Below are 17,347 nucleotides of genomic sequence, written 5' to 3' on the forward strand. Positions count from 1 at the left end.
AGAGCGACGAGACAGGGCGCACCGATGAGGCTCTGGAGTGAGATGTCGCCGCTTTGGAGCGCTGCGGAGTAGAGCCGCATCCCTTGCTCGCAGAGCTCTTCAGGGGCATGAGGGGCATGGGAGGGGTGAGTGGGAGGAGAGGGGTGAAGCGGTTTCGGTACCCGGAATTCCGCCCCTGTGTGCATGCCACCCCTCCAGCTGCCTGCGCGTCAGAGTCCGTGTGAGTTGGCTTCGATGATGCCCGATTCGATGAGGAGGGCGCCGAGGTGGGTGCGGCTGGTGGCGCCGAGGGTCTGCATGAGTTTGGCGATGTGGGCGCGGCAGGTGCGGACGCTGATGCCCATCTTGCGGGCCACGACGTCGTCGACATGGCCTTCGGTGAGGAGCCGGGCGATGCTGCGCTGGACGGTGGTGACGGGGGTGCCGGGGGCCGTGGTCGGGAGGGGGTCGGTGTACGGGGTCGCCTGGGCCCAGAGGACTTCGTAGACGTGGACCAGATAGCGGACCAGTGCGGGGTGGTGGATCTCCAGGGCGGATTCGAGGCCGGGGGCGGCGGGAATGTACGCGACCTTCCGGTCGAAGACGATCAGGCGGTCGATCGCCTGCTCCATGGTGCGTACTTCCAGGTGCCCCGGGGGCAGTTGGTCCAGGTATTCGGCGAATCGCCTGCTGTAGCGCACCGGGTGCTGGTAGAGGTGGCGCATGCGGCCGCCGCCGGCGATGACGGCTTGGGCGTTCTCCAGGCCCTGGCGCAGGTTGCTCACCATGCGATTGCCGCCCGGCTGTGCGGTGAGGACTTCGTCATGGGCGGTACGGGAAGCCTCTCGCAGTGCCGCGACGATGCGTTCTTGCCCTTCGATGACGGTGATGGCCGGATTCGGGGGGTGGGTGGAGACCGAGGTGAGCGGCACCAGGGCGTCGACGAGCTCCGCGGTGGCGGAGAGGCGCTCGAAGACGTCGGCGGCGAACGGCTTGAGCAGTCGCGTGAGTGCGGCTGACGCCGGGAGGGGGATCATCCACGCTTCGTCGCCCGGGTCGGCGCGTACGAGTGCTCGGTGGACGAGGCACGGAGCCTCGGCGAGTTCCGTGCGCAGAATGCGGCCTTGTCGCAGTGCTGTTGTGTAGAGCTTCATGGCCGGATCGCAGAGCCCGTGGACAAGCCCGTGGACGTCGTTCGTTCTGTCCGCGTCCGTCGTCGTGCACATCTGCCGTCTTCTCCCCCGGTCTGCTACACCCTCGATCGAGGCTAGACCCTGGAGTCCGGGCGTGCCGGGGCTCTGCCGGAGCGGCTACTCGGTACCGAGGCGGGACGGGCGCTCGGCGGGCGTCGTTTCCACGATGCCGGACTCGATGAGGAGGGCGCCGAGGTGGGTGCGGCTGGTGGCGCCGAGGGTCTGCATGAGTTTGGCGATGTGCGCGCGGCAGGTGCGGACGCTGATGCCCATCTTGCGGGCCACGACGTCGTCGACATGGCCTTCGGTGAGGAGCCGGGCGATGCCGAGTTGCACGGCGGTGACCGGGACATCGGGTACGGCCGTGTGGTGGTTCTCGGCCAGCGGGACGGCCTGCGCCCACAGGACTTCGTAGACCTGGATGAGGTAGGCGACCAGTGCCGGATGCCTGATCCGTAGCGCGGTGCCGCGGTCGGCCGAGGCGGGGATGTAGGCGACGGACCGGTCGATGATGATCAGCCGCTCGACGGTGAGCTCGGTGGTGCGTACCTGGAGGTGTTGGGCCGGGATCCGGGACAGGTAGTCCCTGACGGAGCTGCTGTACCGGGCCGGGTGCTGGTAGATGTGCCGGATCCGGACCCCGCGCTGGATGGCCGTATGGGCGTTGGCCAGAGACGCTCGCAACGTGCTGGAAGGGCGGTTGCTGCCGGGCTGTGCCGTGAGGATCTCGTCGGTCGAGGTCGCGGTGGCTTCCTTGATGGACGCCTGGATGGTGGCGATCCCCTCCAGCACCGTGATCGCCAGATTGGGGTCGTCGTTGGCGACGGCGGTCAGGGGCAGGAGCGCCTGACTCAGGGAGGCCGCGAGGCGCAGCCGCTCGTCGATCTCCCGGGACACGGGCTGCAGCAGGTGGGCCAGGGCGGCGGACGGCGGTACGGGGCGCATCCACCGGTCGTCCCACGGATCGGGGTGCAGCAGGGCCAGATCGATGAGGCAGGGTACGGCGCTGAGCGCGGATCGTGGCACCCGCCCCGTGCGAAGGGCTTCGCGGTACAGGCGTAACGCGGGCTCGCATACCTCGGTATTCGCGTGTGGATGGGGTATTTCGGCTTCATCTGTAGTCATTTAGTACCCCCCTGCTTTGTGCAGTGCAACAAGTGGACGGTGGTGCCACCGTAGTAGTTGGGGGGATTCTGTATGTGTCGAGGGAGCCGGGAACCCCCTCGGTGTACCTACGGGCGTGGCCGCGCGCTCCCCCGCTGCGCGGTCACGCCCGGATCTGGGGCGGAAGGGTCGGTGAGGAGTTCGCGTCGAGGATTCCCGACCGGGCGATCAGGTAGCCGAGTTGGGCCCGGCTGGTGCTGCCCAGGGCGGCGGAGAGCTTGGCCACGTGCGCGCGACAGGTGCGGACGTTCATGCCGAGCCGGCGGGCGATGGAGTCGTCGACGTGGCCGTCCACCAGGAGTTGGGCGATGGAGCGCTGGACACCGCTGATGCCCTGGGGTGTCGGGTCGTACTTGACCTCTTCCATGAGCGGGGCGGCGCGGGTCCAGAGTTGTTCGAAGACTTTCACCAGGTACTCGACGAGCCCCGGATGGCGGAGTTCCAGGGCGACTTGACGGTCGTCCTGCGCGGGGATGAAGGCGACGGTGCGATCGAAGATGATCAGGCGTTCGATGAGTTCTTCGAGGGTCCGGATCTCCACGTGTGTGTCCGCCATGCGCTCGGCGTATGCGAGGGTGCCGGGACTGTGGCGCACGGTGTGCTGATAGAGCGTACGGATGCTGACGCCGCGGTCCACCACGGACATGCCGCGTTCGAGTGCCTCGCTGAGCCGGTCCTCGCTGCGGCCGCCCCCGGGCTGCACGGTGAGAACCTCGGTGCGGCACTCCGCCGTGGCGAGATCGAGGGCGGCGTTGATCCGGTTGACGCCTTCCAGCACCGTAATGGCATGGGTGGTCGGTGGATCCTGGGCGCTGATGTCCATGAAAGGCTCGAAGGATTCGGTCAGTTCGACCGAGTGCCGTCGCCGTTCCTGTATCTCGCGTTCTATGGGGTGCAGATGTTGTGCCAGGGCGGCGGACGGCGGCACGGGCCGGAGCCATTCCGGATCGTCGGGATCGGGGTGGAGGAGAGCGAACTCCATCAGGCAAGGTGCTGGTGCGACTTCCGCGCGTGCGATGCGTCCGGAACGCAGCGCGCTGGCATAGAGGTGGCCCCCCACCGCACATAGTTCGGTTATCCCGTGAGGATGTGTCGGCTTTGTGTCGCTTGTAGGCATATCTCCACCCCCCATGTTCCTGAACATTCAGGAACATGATGCATCGACTCAGTGGTGTTCGCGTGCCCAGGTGAGACATCGTCGTAGGTGCGGGGGAGAAGAATCCACAAGTGAGGACGAAGCCGACTATGTACAAGCGAATGCTTCGCTCGGCGCTTGCCGCCTCGTTCATCGCAGCCGTGGCCGTGGGTGCGCTGGGCAGCAGCGGAATAGCTTCGAGTGCCGAGGCGGTACCCGTTCCCGGGGACATTGCCTGGGGTGTCGAGGTGATGGCTGCGCCCGGGGACATCGCCTGGGGAACCGAGGAAGCAGCCGTACCGGGGGACATCGCCTGGTTCGTACCGGCAGCGGCACCGAGTGACATCGCCTGGTTGACGTCGCCCCGCGAGGGTGACATCGCCTGGTCCGCCCCGGCCCCTACGGTCGCATGAGCACCCCGCCGGACGACCGCACCTTCCGGCGCGAGATGGCAACCGCCTATCGCTCAGGGTGGCATTTCATCGATCTGCTCACGGCCCTCCCCCGCCGTGGCGACTCGTTGATGGTCACCCTGTTCGGAGAGCCGATCGTCGTGGTGATGGAAGAGGACGAGGACGTCCGCGCCTATCGCTGCCTCCGTCGGCCCCGCGGTGCGCCGCAGCCGGTCCGCTGTGCCGTCAGGTACGGCATGATCTTCGTCAATCTCGATCAGCGGGACCACGAGCTGTTCGACGCAGAACCCCTTTCCGCCACCCCCCGCAGTGCCTGAGCGATTCCCCCGTCGTCACCTATCGCTCCGGCGCTTCCCCCACACAGCGGCGCCACCGTGACCTGAACACGGTGGCGCCGTTGTGCTGTTCCCGTACGGGGGCGGCGTCCGGGGAGCTGTGCGTCAGGCCTTGCCGAGCGCCCGGTCGAGGGTGATCTCGATGACGACCCGGGTCGGATTGATCCGCGGTGCGCGGCCGTAGCGCTCCTCGTGGCGGGCCTCCGCGTCCGCGACGGCCTCCGGTTCGGTGCGGATGACCGCGCGGCCCTCCAGGGTCGCCCAGCGGGCCCGGTCGATCTGGCAGACGGCCACGCGTGCCCCGTCGGGGCCGGCCGCGCGGATGTGGGCGACCTTGCGGCTGCCCCCGTCGGTGATCACGCGCGCCACCCCGGCCTCCGGGTCGTACGTCACGCACACCGGCACCACGTGCGGCGTGCCGTCCGGGCGGGGAGTCGTCAAGGTGGACAGGTGGCTCTCGCGCCAGAACGCGACGTAGGCCGGAGCGGGATCGTGTACGTCTGCCATGGAGGCAGCGTACGAGCAGGGTCGTCCCGGGCCCGCAGCGCGTGCGCATAGCGCCTTGAGTGGATTAGACTCAACTTTGTGTACGTTGATTAAGTCAATGCAGGGCTGACGCACGATCCAACAGCTGCGAGGAGGAGTAACCACACGTGGACGCCGAGCTGACCAACAAGAGCCGGGACGCCATCAACGCGGCCACCAGCAGGGCCGTGAAGGACGGGCACCCCGATCTCACCCCGGGGCATCTGCTTCTCGCGCTGCTGGAGGGGCAGGACAACGAGAATGTCATCGATCTGCTCGCCGCCGTCGAGGCCGACCAGGCAGCCGTACGGGGTGAGACCGAGCGGCTGCTCGGGACGCTGCCGAGTGTCACCGGTTCCACCGTGGCCCCGCCGCAGCCCAACCGTGAGCTGCTCGCCGTCATCCAGGACGCCGCCCAGCGGGCGAAGGAGCTGGGCGACGACTACATCTCCACCGAGCACCTGCTGATCGGCATCGCGGCCAAGGGCGGCCGTGCCGGTGAGATCCTCGACGGGCAGGGCGCCGGGGCCAGGAAGCTGCTGGCCGCATTCGAGACGAGCAGGGGAGGGCGCCGGGTGACCACACCCGACCCGGAGGGCCAGTACAAGGCCCTGGAGAAGTTCGGCACCGACTTCACGGCCGCCGCGCGCGAGGGCAAGCTGGACCCGGTCATCGGCCGCGACCAGGAGATCCGCCGCGTCGTGCAGGTGCTGTCGCGCCGGACGAAGAACAACCCCGTTCTCATCGGTGAGCCCGGCGTCGGCAAGACCGCCGTCGTCGAGGGGCTCGCCCAGCGCATCGTCAAGGGTGACGTTCCCGAGAGTCTGAAGAACAAGCGGCTGGTGTCCTTGGACCTCGGCGCCATGGTGGCGGGGGCGAAGTACCGCGGGGAGTTCGAGGAGCGGCTGAAGACCGTCCTCTCCGAGATCAAGGAGAGCGACGGCCGGATCATCACGTTCATCGACGAGCTGCACACCGTCGTCGGCGCGGGCGCGGGCGGCGACTCCGCCATGGACGCGGGCAACATGCTCAAGCCGATGCTGGCCCGCGGCGAGCTGCGCATGGTCGGGGCGACGACGCTCGACGAGTACCGCGAGCGCATCGAGAAGGACCCCGCCCTGGAGCGGCGCTTCCAGCAGGTGCTGGTCGCCGAGCCGTCCGTCGAGGACACCATCGCCATCCTGCGCGGTCTCAAGGGCCGTTACGAGGCCCACCACAAGGTGCAGATCGCGGACTCGGCGCTGGTGGCCGCCGCCACCCTCTCCGACCGTTACATCACTTCCCGCTTCCTCCCCGACAAGGCCATCGACCTGGTCGACGAGGCCGCCTCCCGGCTGAGGATGGAGATCGACTCGTCTCCGCTGGAGATCGACGAACTCCAGCGCTCCGTCGACCGGTTGCGCATGGAGGAGCTGGCCCTCAAGAACGAGTCCGACCCCGCCTCCAAGCAGCGTCTGGAGAAGCTGCGCCGCGACCTCGCCGACCGGGAGGAGGAGCTGCGCGGCCTCAACGCCCGCTGGGAGAAGGAGAAGCAGGGCCTCAACCGGGTCGGTGAGCTCAAGGAGCGCCTCGACGACCTGCGCGGCCAGGCCGAACGAGCGCAACGCGACGGCGACTTCGACGCCGCGTCCAAGCTGCTGTACGGGGAGATCCCGGGCCTGGAGCGGGAGTTGGAGGAGGCCGCCGAGGCCGAGCAGGAGGCCTCCAAGGACACCATGGTCAAGGAGGAGGTCGGGCCCGACGACATCGCGGACGTCGTCGGCGCCTGGACCGGCATCCCGGCCGGACGGCTGCTGGAGGGCGAGACGCAGAAGCTGCTGCGGATGGAGGGCGAGCTCGGCAAGCGGCTGATCGGGCAGAGCGAGGCCGTGCAGGCGGTCTCCGACGCCGTACGCCGTACGCGCGCCGGGATCGCGGATCCCGATCGGCCCACCGGGTCGTTCCTCTTCCTCGGGCCCACCGGCGTCGGCAAGACCGAGCTGGCCAAGGCGCTCGCGGACTTCCTGTTCGACGACGAACGGGCCATGATCCGCATCGACATGAGCGAGTACGGCGAGAAGCACAGCGTCGCCCGCCTCGTCGGGGCCCCGCCCGGTTACGTCGGGTACGAGGAGGGCGGCCAGCTCACCGAGGCCGTCCGCCGCCGCCCGTACAGCGTCGTGCTCCTGGACGAGGTCGAGAAGGCCCACCCCGAGGTCTTCGACATCCTGCTCCAGGTCCTCGACGACGGCCGGCTCACCGACGGCCAGGGCCGCACGGTCGACTTCCGCAACACCATCCTCATCCTCACCTCCAACCTCGGCTCCCAGTTCCTCATGGACCCGCTGGTCAAGCCCGAGGAGAAGAAGAAGCAGGTGCTGGACGTGGTGCGGGCCTCGTTCAAGCCGGAGTTCATCAACCGGCTCGACGACCTGGTGGTCTTCTCCGCCCTGTCCGGCGACGAGCTCGCCCACATCGCCGGGCTCCAGATCGACCGGCTGGCGGCCCGGCTGGCCGACCGCCGGCTCACCCTGGAGGTCTCGCCCGAGGCGCTGGCCTGGCTCGCCGAGGAGGGCAACGATCCGGCGTACGGGGCGCGGCCGCTGCGCCGGCTCATCCAGACGGCGATCGGCGACCGGCTCGCCAAGGAGATCCTCTCCGGCGAGGTCCGCGACGGTGACACCGTACGGGTGGACCGGGCCGAGGACGGGCTGATCGTCGGCCCCGCCTCGTAACCGCTGGTCACCGGCCGTCGCAGGCTGTCGACGAAAGCCCGGCGGATCCCGTCCTCACCCGCTGTCTGTCAGCTTGTGGCGGATCGGGACCGCCGGGGCTTGCCATGCCCCGCCCGCCATGGGAGAGGATGGCCGCAACCGCACGAAGGGAAATAACGGTGAGCATCGATCCGTCCTCGATTCCTAATTTCGGGGGCCAGCCCGAACCGCAGGCGGCAGGACCGGAGGGCCCCGTCGTCCCTGACCAGGACCTCGTCAAGCAGCTCCTGGACCAGATGGAGCTGAAGTACGTCGTCGACGACGAGGGCGACCTCGCGGCGCCGTGGGAAGAGTTCCGGACGTACTTCATGTTCCGGGGCGAGGACGAGCAGCAGGTCTTCTCGGTCCGTACGTTCTACGACCGCCCCCACGCGCTCGACCAGCGTCCCGTCCTCCTGGACGCCATCGACGACTGGAACCGCCGCACCCTGTGGCCCAAGGTCTACACCCACGCCCACGAGGGCGAGGAGGGCGAGGCGGGTTCCGTCCGGCTGATCGGTGAGGCGCAGATGCTCATCGGCACCGGCGTCAGCCTGGAGCACTTCGTCTCCTCGACGGTGAGCTGGGTGCGCGCCTCGATCGAGTTCGACAAGTGGCTCATCGAGCGCCTCGGCCTCGAGCCGGCCGAGGGCAAGAAGGACGGCGAGGAGCCCGCGGGCGCCTGACGCCACGGTTCCTACAGAGGCCCGGTTCGGGCGGTGGCCATGTTCGCCACTGCCCGGGCCGGGTCTTTCTCGTGCCCTGTGCCCTGTGCCTCGTACGGCCGTTCAGGGGGAGGTTGTCACGGGGACGCCACTGCCCGGGCCGGAGGTCATCGGTTGCCGCCGCCGTCCAACGGCAGGCTGACCCGGAAGGTCACCCCGCCCGCTCCCGCGTCGGGGGAGCGGACGACCTCCACACGGCCGCCGTGCGCCTCGACGACGGCGGCGACGATCGCCAGCCCGAGGCCGGAGCCCTCGTCGCGGCCGCCGGCCGGCAGATGCGCCCGGGTCCGCGACTGGTCGGCCCGGTAGAAGCGTTCGAAGACGCGTTGGGCCTGTTCCTCGGTGAGACCGGGGCCGTGGTCGGTCACCTCGATCACCGCCGACCCGTCCCGGGCCGCCACCCGTACCCATGCCTCGGTGCCGTCCGGGGTGTGGTGGCGGATGTTGGACAGCAGGTTGGCCAGCACCTGCCGCAGCCGGTCCGCGTCCCCAGGCACCAGGACCGGGCCGCGCGCGGCCGACTCCAGCAGGAGCGGACGGCCGGGCGCGAGCACCCGCGCGTCGTCCACGGCCTCGGCGGCCAGTGCCCCGACGTCGACCGGGGCGCGGGTCACCGGCAGGCCCTGGTCCAGTCTGGCCAGCAGGAGCAGCTCCTCGACCAGGGTGCCCATCCGCCGTGCCTCGGACTCGATCCGGGTCATTGCCTGCGCCAGGTCGTCCGGGCGGGCCGCCGCGCCCCGGCGGAACAGCTCGGCGTAGCCGCGGATGGTCGCGACCGGGGTCCGCAGCTCGTGGGACGCGTCCGCGACGAAGCGCCGCAGCCGGTCCTCGGAGCGGGTGCGTTCGGCGAATGCCGACTCGATCTGCCCGAGCATCGCGTTGAGGGCGCCGCCCAGGCGGCCGACCTCGGTGCGCGGATCGACCGCGGGGACCCTGCGGGCCAGGTCCCCGCCGCCGATCGCGGCCGCGGTGGTGGCCATCGCCTCCAGCGGGCGCAACCCGCGTCGTACCGCGCGCCAGGACAGCAGCGTCACCGCGAGCAGTGCCGCGGCCGCCGAGGTGGCGGCGACGACGGCGGTGCGGTGGATCAGTTCGTCCGCCCCCGCCGTCTCCATGGCGACGAGCAGGATGCCGTCGGGGAGGCGGGAGCTGTGCAGCAGCCAGTCCGTGCCGTCGGACGAGGAAACCCGGTGGAACACACCGCCCGCTGTGCCGTTCGTGCCCGACCCGTCCGGCCACATGGCGGCGGGCAGGGCGGCGGGCAGATCGGGCCGGGCGCCGAAGTCCGCCGTCCGGCGCACCCGGCCGTCCTGCGAGCGGATCTGGAAGAAGGACGGGATGTCGCCCTTCCGCGTCGCCGCCCGCCATACGCCGGTCAGCTGGTCCTGTTCCCGGGGCAGCGAGAGCCGCCCTTCGTCCGGTCCGGTCGCGAGGTCCGCGCGCAGCTGCCCGGACACCGCCTCCAGGACCTCGTTGCTCTGGTCGTTGCGCCAGTCCTGGAGGGCGCCGAAGGTGGCGCCCACCGACAGGGCCATGCCGAGGGCGAGGAGCCCGCCGAGGACCAGGACCAGCCGGGTGCGCAGGCTCATCGGTCCTCGCCGCCCCCGGCCCGGGTGCCGTCGTCGGCGATCCGGACGACGTAACCGATCCTCGGCACGGTCTGGATCAGCGACGGTTCGAAGACGTCGATCTTGCGGCGCAGGTAGGAGATGTACGTCTGCACCACGGCGTCGCTGCCGCCGAAGTCGTACTCCCAGACGTGGTCCAGGATCTGACGCTTCGACAGCACCCGGCCGGCGTGCGCCACCAGGTACCGGAGCAGCTTGAACTCGGTGGGCGTCAGGTCCACCGGCACCCCGTGCCGGCGGACCTCGTGCGCGTCGTCGTCGATCTCCAGGTCGGCGAAGGTGACCTTGGCGTGCTCCGCGGGGTGCGCGGTGCGGCGCAGTACCGCGCGGATCCGGGCGATCAGTTCTTCCAGGCTGAAGGGCTTGGTGACGTAGTCGTCGCCGCCGACGGTCAGGCCGGCGATCTTGTCCTCGGTCGCGTCGCGGGCGGTGAGGAAGACGACCGGGGCCAGACACCCCGAACCGCGCAGCCTGCGGGTGGTGTCGATGCCCGAGCCGTCCGGGAGCATCACGTCCATCACGATGAGATGGGGCCGGAACGTTTCGACCTGGGCGATAGCGGCTCCTCCGGTGCCGGCCACCTCGGTCTCGAATCCCTCGTAGCGCAGAGCGGTGGCGACGAGATCGGCGAGATAGCTCTCGTCGTCGACGACCAGAACACGCAGCATCGTTGACTTCACCCGCCAAGTGTCGCCCGCTGCGGCGCTGTTCCAAGGGGTGTTCCGGCATTGACAGAGTTCTCCAAGAACGCTCCATGGGGCCTGGAAGATCTCTCTGGTGATCTGGATGCATGGACAAACTCTGCAGCTTCGTCCTCGGGCGGAAGCGGCTCGTACGGATGATCGTCATCCTGCTGCTGCTCGCCGGAGGCGGAGCCATCGCCCTGCTGATCCCGAACATGGACGAGCGCAACGCCTACCCGGGGCTGGCCGGCTACCAGGCAAACCAGAAGATCACGGAAACGTACGGGAACGGTGGCTACGAGCGGCCGTTCGTACCCGTCGTCACCCTCCCCGAGGGGCAGCGGGCCGACAGCCCCGAGACGACACAGGCGCTCGGGCGGGCCTTCGCGGACGCCGCCGAGAAGGTGGACGCCCGGGTGGTCTCGTACGCCGACACCGGCGACGAGGCGTTTCTCGGTGAGGACGGCCGGACCACCTTCGGTCTGGTCTTCGGCGGACCCGTGGAACAGGGCGGTCTGCCGGGCAGCGCGCTCGGCGAGGCTCCTGAGCTCGGTCCGCTGATTTCGGAGGCGATGCGGGCGGAGCTCCCGCCGGGCTCCGAGGTCCGGGTCACCGGCCTCGACGCCCTGGCCACCGGGGCGGACCAGGGCGGGCTCAATGTGCCCGTGAAGCTGATCGTCACCATCGGTGCGGCGATCCTGGTCCTGCTCTACGTGTTCCGGTCCGCGCTGGCCTTCGTGCCGTTGCTGACCGCGCTGGTCGCCGTACCGATCTCGTTCCTCGGGCTGCTCGCGGCGAGCCCCTTCATCGCGGTGCACGAGACGACGGTGATCATGCTGCCGCTCTTCGGGATCGGGATCGCCATCGACTATGCGCTGATCCTGGTGACGCGCTGGCGGGAGGAGGAGGCCAAGGGCCACCACGGGGACGACGCGGTGCGGCGGGCCATGGCCACCTCCGGGCACGCGATCGTGTTCTCGGCCGGCGCGGTCGCCATCGGCCTGGTCACCATGGTGCTGCTGCCGATTCCGCTGCTCCGCAGCCTGGGCGTCGGAGGCATGATGGTGACCGCGGCCGGCGCCCTGGTCTCGCTGACCCTGCTGCCCCTGCTGCTGAGTTCGTCCGGTCGCCGGATGGCGAAGCGGCGGGAGGCCGGCCGGGAGCGGCCCGGCCTGGAGCGCGAGGCATCCGCCGGGCGGTTCTGGACCGCCGTCGCCGAACGTGTGATCCGGTTCCGCCGGCTGACCGCGGTGCTCGCCGGCGGTGTGCTGGTCGTCCTGTCGGTCACCGCGCTGGGGCTCAACCTGTCGGTGCCCACCACGGACCGGCTCGCCGAATCGGGCCCCGGCCGGGAGGGGCTGACCGCGCTGACGGACGCGGGGGTGCCCTCCGGCACGCTCACCTCGTTCGACGTGTACGTCCCCGGGGGCGCCGACCCGGCGGAGGTGGCCGACACCCTGCGCTCCACGGACGGGGTGTACGCGGTGGCCGCGCCGGAGTCGGAAGCCTGGCGGGCGGACGGCTCTGCCGTCATCACGGTGCTGCCGCGGCACGAGGGCGGCTCGGCGGCCGGGGAGGACACCATCGCGCGGGTCATCGGCGCGGTGCCCGACGGAACGCTCGTCGGCGGCAACGTCACCCAGCAGATCGACTACGTGGACGTCACCTACACGGCGTTCCCGTGGATGCTGGCGGTGCTCTCGCTGGTCACCTTCGTGATGCTGGCGCGCGCCTTCCGCTCGCTGATCCTGCCGCTGAAGGCCATCGTGCTGAACCTGCTGTCGCTCGGCGCGGTCCTCGGCGCGATGGTCATCCTGTGGCAGTGGGGCTGGGGCACCGAGGCTCTGCTCGGCATCAAGCCGGACGGCTCCATCGGAACGTTCGTGCCGGTGACGATCTTCGCCTTCCTGTACGGACTGTCCATGGACTACGAGGTGTTCATCCTGGCCCGGATGCGGGAGGAGTACGACCGCACCGGATCCACCCGGGAGGCCGTCGTGCGGGGCATCGGACGGACCGGACGCCTGGTGACCTGCGCCGCGCTGATCCTTTTCTGCTCCTTCGCCTCCATGGCCTCCGGAGGTGAACTGGACGTCTCGATCTTCGCCTCCGGCATCGCGCTCGGCATCATCATCGACGCCACGCTGATCCGGGGGCTGCTCGTCCCGGCCGTCGTCGCGATGACGGGCAAGTGGAACTGGTGGCTGCCGGCCGGTGCGGCCCGTCTCCTGCGGGTGGAGCCGTCGCCCCTGCGGGACGAGGCACCGTCCGACCCATCTGCCGTGCTCAGCCCAGCCGTCCCAGCCGCTCCACCGCCTCCTCCAGCACATCGTCCTTCTTGCAGAAGGTGAAGCGGACCTGGCTGCGCCCCGCCTCCGGATCGTCGTAGAAGACCGAGTTGGGCACCGCCGCCACCCCGCAGCGCTCCGGCAGGGCGCGGCAGAAGGCGTACGCGTCCTCGTCGCCGAACGGGGTGATGTCGGTGGTGATGAAGTACGTCCCCTCCGGCTCGTACACCCGGAAGCCCGCGGTGCGCAGGCCCTTCGCCAGCAGGTCGCGCTTGCGGCGCATGTCCTCGCGGAAGTCGGTGAAGAAGGCGTCGGGCAGGGCGAGCGCCTCGGCGATCGCGTACTGGAACGGGCCCCCGCTGACGAAGGTCAGATACTGCTTCGCCGCGCGCACGGCCGCCACCAGGGGCGCGTCCCCGGTGACCCAGCCGATCTTCCATCCGGTGTACGAGAACGTCTTGCCCGACGAGGAGATCGACACCGTGCGCTCGCGCATCCCGGGGAGCGCGGCGATCGGGTGGTGCGCCCCCGTGAAGACCAGGTGTTCGTACACCTCGTCGGTGACGACCAGCAGATCGTGCTCCACCGCGAGGGCCGCGATCCCGGCCAGTTCGTCGGGGGTGAGGACCGTGCCGGTCGGGTTGTGCGGGGTGTTCAGGAGCAGCAGGCGGGTGCGCGGGGTGATCAGGGTGCGCAGTTCGTCGAGGTCCGGGCGGAAGTCCGGGGCGCGCAGGGTGAGCGGTACGCGCTCGGCGCCCGCCATCGCGATGCAGGCGGCGTACGAGTCGTAGTACGGCTCGAACGCGATGACCTCGTCGCCCGGTTCGAGGAGGGCGAGCAGCGAGGCGGCGATCGCCTCGGTGGCGCCGGTGGTCACCAGGACCTCCGTCTCCGGGGACCAGGTCAGGCCGTAGAAGCGTTCCTGGTGGGCGGCGACGGCGTTACGGAGTTCCGGGACGCCGGGGCCCGGCGGGTACTGGTTGCCGTGGCCGGCGCGCAGCGCCCGGACCGCCGCCTCCCGGATCTCCTCGGGGCCGTCGGTGTCGGGGAAGCCCTGGCCGAGGTTGATGGAACCGGTCCGCACGGCCAGCGCGGACATCTCGGCGAAGATCGTCGTGCCGAACGCGGCGAGGCGGCGGTTGAGCAGCGGTCGTCCCTGCTCCGGGTTTCCCTGGGTCGCTCGTCCCTGTGTCATGGGCGTCATCCTGTGCCGAAGCTCTGGAGTTGCTCAAGTCCGCTTTGACGCCCCGAGGGCGAGGGCATGCCCCTGTCACACAACAACGGGGAAGCGACGGGGGACCTCGCTTCGGGGGAAGAAAGGTGGGTGAGCGGCATGGTCGGCTTCATCGTCGTGGTGATCGCTGTGGTCGTCGTCGGAGGGCTGGTGGCCGTTCTGCGGGCGACCGGTGGCGGGAGCGGGTCGTCCGCGTCGCGCTCCGGACGCCGGCGTTCCGCGAGCGGGGCCTCGGCCGGTGGCGCCGGCGCCGGCTGGTGGGCGGGCGGCACCGATTCCGGAACGTCCTGCGGAAGCAGCGGATCCGGTGACTCCGGCGGGCATTCGGGCGGGCATTCGGGCGGCCACTCCTGTGGCGGCGGCTCGTCGTGCGGAGGCGGTGGCGGGGGCGGCTGTGGCGGAGGTGGCAGCTGACCGGGCAACGGGAAGCGTCGGGGGACCTCGCTTCGGGGGAGAGAAAGGCGGGTGACGGCAATGGAGATCGTCCTGACGGTGCTGCTGCTGGGGGCGCCGTTGGTGGGCGCCGCGTGGCTCGTGTGGGGGATGGTGCGCGGTAGCGGCCGGAATGCCGGCGGTGGAGGCACGTCTGCTTCCGGCGGTGGAGGCACGCGTCCTCCCGGCAGTGGAGGCACGCGTTCTTCCGGCGGGAGTCGACGCTCCGGGGGGAGCGGACGTTCCGGTGGACATGCGTGCGGGGGAGGGGGTGGCGGCTGTGGCGGGGGCGGCGGTGACTGACCCGGCCGTCGAGGGGCACCGTCACCCACAGTGACCCGATACCGGGCGTCCGGAGGGTGAACTCCCTTCGGACGCCTTTTCGTTGAGCGACGCGGACGTTTTCGGTTGAACAAGTGAACCCGTGGGCCCCCGAGGGGATGGAAACCACGGCAAGTTGGTCGAAAACGCTGTGAGTGCGGCGTACTTCGTGATTCCCTCGTCGAAGAGAACATTCAGCCCTCGGACCCCAGTTGGACCAGATCGGGCGCTCCCCACCTCCCACGCGCAGTCATCAAGGGGGCGTCCTGCTGTCCATGTGTCCATGTGTGTTTGCGGAGCCCACCCATGCTCACCACCCTCCAGACGGCCTATTCCGATACCCGCGCCGCCGACCTGGCCTGGATGCTGGGACGGGAGCCGCTGCCCGCCCTGGCGGTCCTCGATCTCCGGCTCGACGGCGCCGAACTCCAGTTGAGGCTGCTCGGCGCCTCCCACCAGGTCCTCCTCCAGGAGGACCGCGGAGTCTGCTCCGAGACCGTGGCCTGTATGCCCGGCAGCAGCACCCCCCTGCCCCTCGGCGTCGCGAAGCGGCTCGGGGACTGGGAGTACGAATTCGCCGCGCGCGTCGAGACCCTGACCCAGGGGCAGTTCGCCGGGCGCGCACAGGAACTGCTCGCCCTGGTCAGCGACCACCCGCACGGACTGGCGGGCACCTTCCCCGGCAGCCCGTACGCCTTCACCGCGATGCTCGCCCAGCGGACCGAGGGCCAGGTGCGGTGGCGCACCTGGCACGCGTATCCGCAGGAAGGGCAGTTGGTGGTGACCCGGACCCGGGTGGGGGTGCGGATTCCCGCGCCCGCGGCCTGAACGGCAGGGGCACTTACACCCGTGTGGGTGACAAGGTGCGACGGTGTCGTGACGTAGCGTTCGCATCATGATCGACCAGCAGATGTCGCTGCGAGGGGGCGCGGCGCGGCTTCCCGTACGGCCGAGGACCGGCCGGTTCCTTGTGCTGGCCGCGGTCTTCATCTGTGCCGCCTGCGGTCTCGTCTACGAGCTCGAACTGGTCGCGCTCGCCTCCTATCTGATCGGCGATTCGGTCACCCAGGCCTCCGTCGTGCTCTCCGTGATGGTGTTCGCGATGGGCATCGGCTCCCTTCTCGCGAAACGTTTGCGCTGCCATGCCGCCGTCGGTTTCGGGATGGTCGAGGCGGCCCTCGCGCTGATCGGCGGCTCCTCGGCGCTGGTGCTCTACGCCTCGTTCGCCTGGCTCGGCGAGTCGCAGTACGCGCTGGTCGGGTTCTCGCTGGCGATCGGGGTGCTGATCGGGGCGGAGATCCCGCTGCTGATGACGCTGATCCAGCGCGTCGACCGGCAGGACGCGGGCGGGGCCGTCGCCGATCTCTTCGCCGCCGACTACGTGGGCGCGCTGGTCGGCGGGCTCGCGTTCCCCTTTCTGCTGCTGCCGATGCTGGGGCAGTTGACCGGTGCGCTGTTCACCGGCGTGGTGAACGCGGCGGCGGGCGGCGCGCTGGTCCTGTGGGTGTTCCGGCGCGACCTCAGCTCCCGTTCCCGGTGGCTCCTCGTCCTGGTCAACGTCTCGGTGATCGCGCTCCTGGCCACCGCCACGGTGCTGGTCGACGACTTCGAGCGGGCGGCGCGCCGGGCGGTGTACGGGGACCAGGTGCGGGTCGCCGTGCAGACCGGGGTGCAGGAGGTCGTCCTGACCGGGGCCGACCGCGATTCCCTCGACCTCTATCTGGACGGCCGGCTGCGGGTCAGCGCCCGCGACGAGTACCGCTACCACGAGGCGCTGGTGCACCCCGCGATGAACGGGCCCCGCGCCCGCGTGCTCATCATGGGCGGCGGCGACGGCCTCGCCGCCCGCGAGGTGCTGCGCTACCGGGACGTCCGCACGGTCACCGTCGTCGAGCTGGACCCCGCCGTCACCCGACTGGCCCGCACCGACCCCGCCCTCTCCGAGCTGAACGACCACGCCCTGCGCGACCCCCGGCTCACGGTGGTCGGGGCCGACGCGTTCCCCTGGCTCCGGGCCGACCGGGGGCGCTACGACGTGGTGATCTCCGACCTCCCCGACCCGGGCATCACCGCCAGTACGAAGCTGTATTCCGCCGAGTTCTACGGGCTGGTCGCGGAGGCGCTGGCCCCGGACGGGCGGCTCGTGGTGCACGCGGGACCGATGGGGGCCCGGCCGCAGACCTTCTGGACGGTGGAGGCCTCGGTGCGCGCGGGCGGCCTCGCGACCCGCCCGTACCGCGTCACCGGCCGGTACGCCGGCTTCGCCGCGAGCCCGGACCGGGTCGGCGGCGACGAGCGGGAGCGGGAGGACTGGGGCTTCCTCCTCGCCGGACCCGGCGGCCCGGCGCCGCGGCCCACGCTGGCCGCCGGAGGACCCGTACCCCGGTCGCTGGGGGACCGGGAGCTGCGCGAGGGCGCGCGGGCCGCCGCCGACGCCCGGCCGCCGGGGATGATCCCGTCGACGCTGATCCACCCGCGGTACTGGGAGGACGCGTGAGCCCGTCGCGCGGTGGTCCCCGGTTCGCGCGGTGGTCCCCGGGTTTCGGCGGCCGAAGCGCTG

General features: G+C 70.4%; 13 protein-coding genes. 6 read left to right on the top strand and 7 right to left on the bottom strand.

Annotated elements, in window-relative coordinates:
- Nucleotides 1-209: 209 nt before the first annotated feature.
- The 3 genes from ACIQPT_RS07195 to ACIQPT_RS07205 form a co-directional block, all read right to left on the bottom strand.
- The gene (locus ACIQPT_RS07195) at nucleotides 210-1,205 is read right to left on the bottom strand and encodes a LuxR C-terminal-related transcriptional regulator (RefSeq protein WP_401153460.1); all 996 of its coding nucleotides are present in this window, start codon (nucleotides 1,203-1,205) and stop codon (nucleotides 210-212) included.
- An 84-nt stretch (nucleotides 1,206-1,289) separates the two neighbouring features.
- Nucleotides 1,290-2,297, bottom strand: coding sequence for a LuxR C-terminal-related transcriptional regulator (locus ACIQPT_RS07200; RefSeq protein ID WP_401153461.1), 1,008 nt, complete (start codon nucleotides 2,295-2,297; stop codon nucleotides 1,290-1,292).
- 142 nt (nucleotides 2,298-2,439) lie between these two features.
- A complete protein-coding gene (locus tag ACIQPT_RS07205; RefSeq protein ID WP_401153463.1) occupies nucleotides 2,440-3,453 on the bottom strand; it encodes a helix-turn-helix transcriptional regulator in 1,014 nt (337 codons plus the stop codon).
- Between the two features lie 427 nt (nucleotides 3,454-3,880).
- On the opposite strand from ACIQPT_RS07205, the gene ACIQPT_RS07210 reads away from it, so the two are divergent.
- A complete protein-coding gene (locus tag ACIQPT_RS07210) occupies nucleotides 3,881-4,201 on the top strand; it encodes a hypothetical protein (protein WP_003967571.1) in 321 nt (106 codons plus the stop codon).
- Nucleotides 4,202-4,324: 123 nt separating this feature from the next.
- Here the strand turns inward: ACIQPT_RS07210 and ACIQPT_RS07215 are convergent, their stop codons facing one another.
- Nucleotides 4,325-4,726 carry a pyridoxamine 5'-phosphate oxidase family protein gene (locus ACIQPT_RS07215; protein WP_401153465.1) on the bottom strand — a complete coding sequence of 134 codons (402 nt, stop codon included), beginning with the start codon at nucleotides 4,724-4,726 and terminating at the stop codon, nucleotides 4,325-4,327.
- Nucleotides 4,727-4,872: 146 nt separating this feature from the next.
- Here ACIQPT_RS07215 and clpB point away from each other — a divergent pair, with 146 nt between their 5' ends.
- Nucleotides 4,873-7,458, top strand: a complete 2,586-nt coding sequence (gene clpB / locus ACIQPT_RS07220; RefSeq protein WP_401153466.1) for an ATP-dependent chaperone ClpB — start codon at nucleotides 4,873-4,875, stop codon at nucleotides 7,456-7,458.
- Between the two features lie 158 nt (nucleotides 7,459-7,616).
- A complete protein-coding gene (locus tag ACIQPT_RS07225) occupies nucleotides 7,617-8,162 on the top strand; it encodes a YbjN domain-containing protein (RefSeq protein WP_401153468.1) in 546 nt (181 codons plus the stop codon).
- 146 nt (nucleotides 8,163-8,308) lie between these two features.
- On the opposite strand, the gene ACIQPT_RS07230 is transcribed toward ACIQPT_RS07225, so the two are convergent.
- Nucleotides 8,309-9,790: a sensor histidine kinase gene (locus tag ACIQPT_RS07230; protein WP_401153469.1), complete on the bottom strand. Its 1,482-nt coding sequence runs from the start codon at nucleotides 9,788-9,790 to the stop codon at nucleotides 8,309-8,311.
- Nucleotides 9,787-10,497 (bottom strand): response regulator transcription factor, encoded by a 711-nt coding sequence (locus ACIQPT_RS07235; protein WP_401153561.1) that lies wholly within the window; start codon nucleotides 10,495-10,497, stop codon nucleotides 9,787-9,789. Before ACIQPT_RS07235 ends, ACIQPT_RS07230 begins: the two co-directional genes overlap by 4 nt.
- Before the next feature lie 122 nt (nucleotides 10,498-10,619).
- On the opposite strand from ACIQPT_RS07235, the gene ACIQPT_RS07240 reads away from it, so the two are divergent.
- Nucleotides 10,620-12,863 (top strand): MMPL family transporter, encoded by a 2,244-nt coding sequence (locus ACIQPT_RS07240; RefSeq protein ID WP_401153470.1) that lies wholly within the window; start codon nucleotides 10,620-10,622, stop codon nucleotides 12,861-12,863.
- On the opposite strand, the gene ACIQPT_RS07245 is transcribed toward ACIQPT_RS07240, so the two are convergent.
- Complete coding sequence (locus ACIQPT_RS07245) at nucleotides 12,799-13,995, bottom strand: pyridoxal phosphate-dependent aminotransferase (RefSeq protein ID WP_401153471.1); 1,197 nt, start codon at nucleotides 13,993-13,995, stop codon at nucleotides 12,799-12,801. The genes ACIQPT_RS07240 and ACIQPT_RS07245 overlap by 65 nt on opposite strands.
- Before the next feature lie 1,098 nt (nucleotides 13,996-15,093).
- Between ACIQPT_RS07245 and ACIQPT_RS07250 the strand changes: the two genes are divergently transcribed.
- Together ACIQPT_RS07250 and ACIQPT_RS07255 are read left to right on the top strand one after the other, a co-directional pair.
- On the top strand, nucleotides 15,094-15,615 hold the full coding sequence (locus tag ACIQPT_RS07250; protein ID WP_401153473.1) for a DUF2617 family protein: 522 nt from the start codon (nucleotides 15,094-15,096) through the stop codon (nucleotides 15,613-15,615).
- A gap of 67 nt (nucleotides 15,616-15,682) precedes the next feature.
- Entirely contained in the window at nucleotides 15,683-17,284 is a 1,602-nt protein-coding gene (locus tag ACIQPT_RS07255; RefSeq protein WP_401153475.1) for a polyamine aminopropyltransferase, read from the top strand.
- Nucleotides 17,285-17,347: the final 63 nt, after the last annotated feature.

Origin of the sequence: Streptomyces sp. NPDC091289 (genome assembly GCF_044757365.1) — a bacterium.
GTDB lineage: Bacteria > Actinomycetota > Actinomycetes > Streptomycetales > Streptomycetaceae > Streptomyces.

Bases quoted from the DNA above. Each gene is read 5' to 3' on its own strand.
- ACIQPT_RS07195 (WP_401153460.1), bottom strand. From the start codon at position 1,205: ATGTGCACGACGACGGACGCGGACAGAACGAACGACGTCCACGGGCTT.
- ACIQPT_RS07200 (WP_401153461.1), bottom strand. From the start codon at position 2,297: ATGACTACAGATGAAGCCGAAATACCCCATCCACACGCGAATACCGAG.
- ACIQPT_RS07215 (WP_401153465.1), bottom strand. From the start codon at position 4,726: ATGGCAGACGTACACGATCCCGCTCCGGCCTACGTCGCGTTCTGGCGC.
- ACIQPT_RS07235 (WP_401153561.1), bottom strand. From the start codon at position 10,497: ATGCTGCGTGTTCTGGTCGTCGACGACGAGAGCTATCTCGCCGATCTC.
- ACIQPT_RS07255 (WP_401153475.1), top strand. From the start codon at position 15,683: ATGATCGACCAGCAGATGTCGCTGCGAGGGGGCGCGGCGCGGCTTCCC.
- ACIQPT_RS07230 (WP_401153469.1), bottom strand. From the start codon at position 9,790: ATGAGCCTGCGCACCCGGCTGGTCCTGGTCCTCGGCGGGCTCCTCGCC.
- ACIQPT_RS07240 (WP_401153470.1), top strand. From the start codon at position 10,620: ATGGACAAACTCTGCAGCTTCGTCCTCGGGCGGAAGCGGCTCGTACGG.
- ACIQPT_RS07245 (WP_401153471.1), bottom strand. From the start codon at position 13,995: ATGACACAGGGACGAGCGACCCAGGGAAACCCGGAGCAGGGACGACCG.
- ACIQPT_RS07250 (WP_401153473.1), top strand. From the start codon at position 15,094: ATGCTCACCACCCTCCAGACGGCCTATTCCGATACCCGCGCCGCCGAC.
- ACIQPT_RS07205 (WP_401153463.1), bottom strand. From the start codon at position 3,453: ATGCCTACAAGCGACACAAAGCCGACACATCCTCACGGGATAACCGAA.
- ACIQPT_RS07210 (WP_003967571.1), top strand. From the start codon at position 3,881: ATGAGCACCCCGCCGGACGACCGCACCTTCCGGCGCGAGATGGCAACC.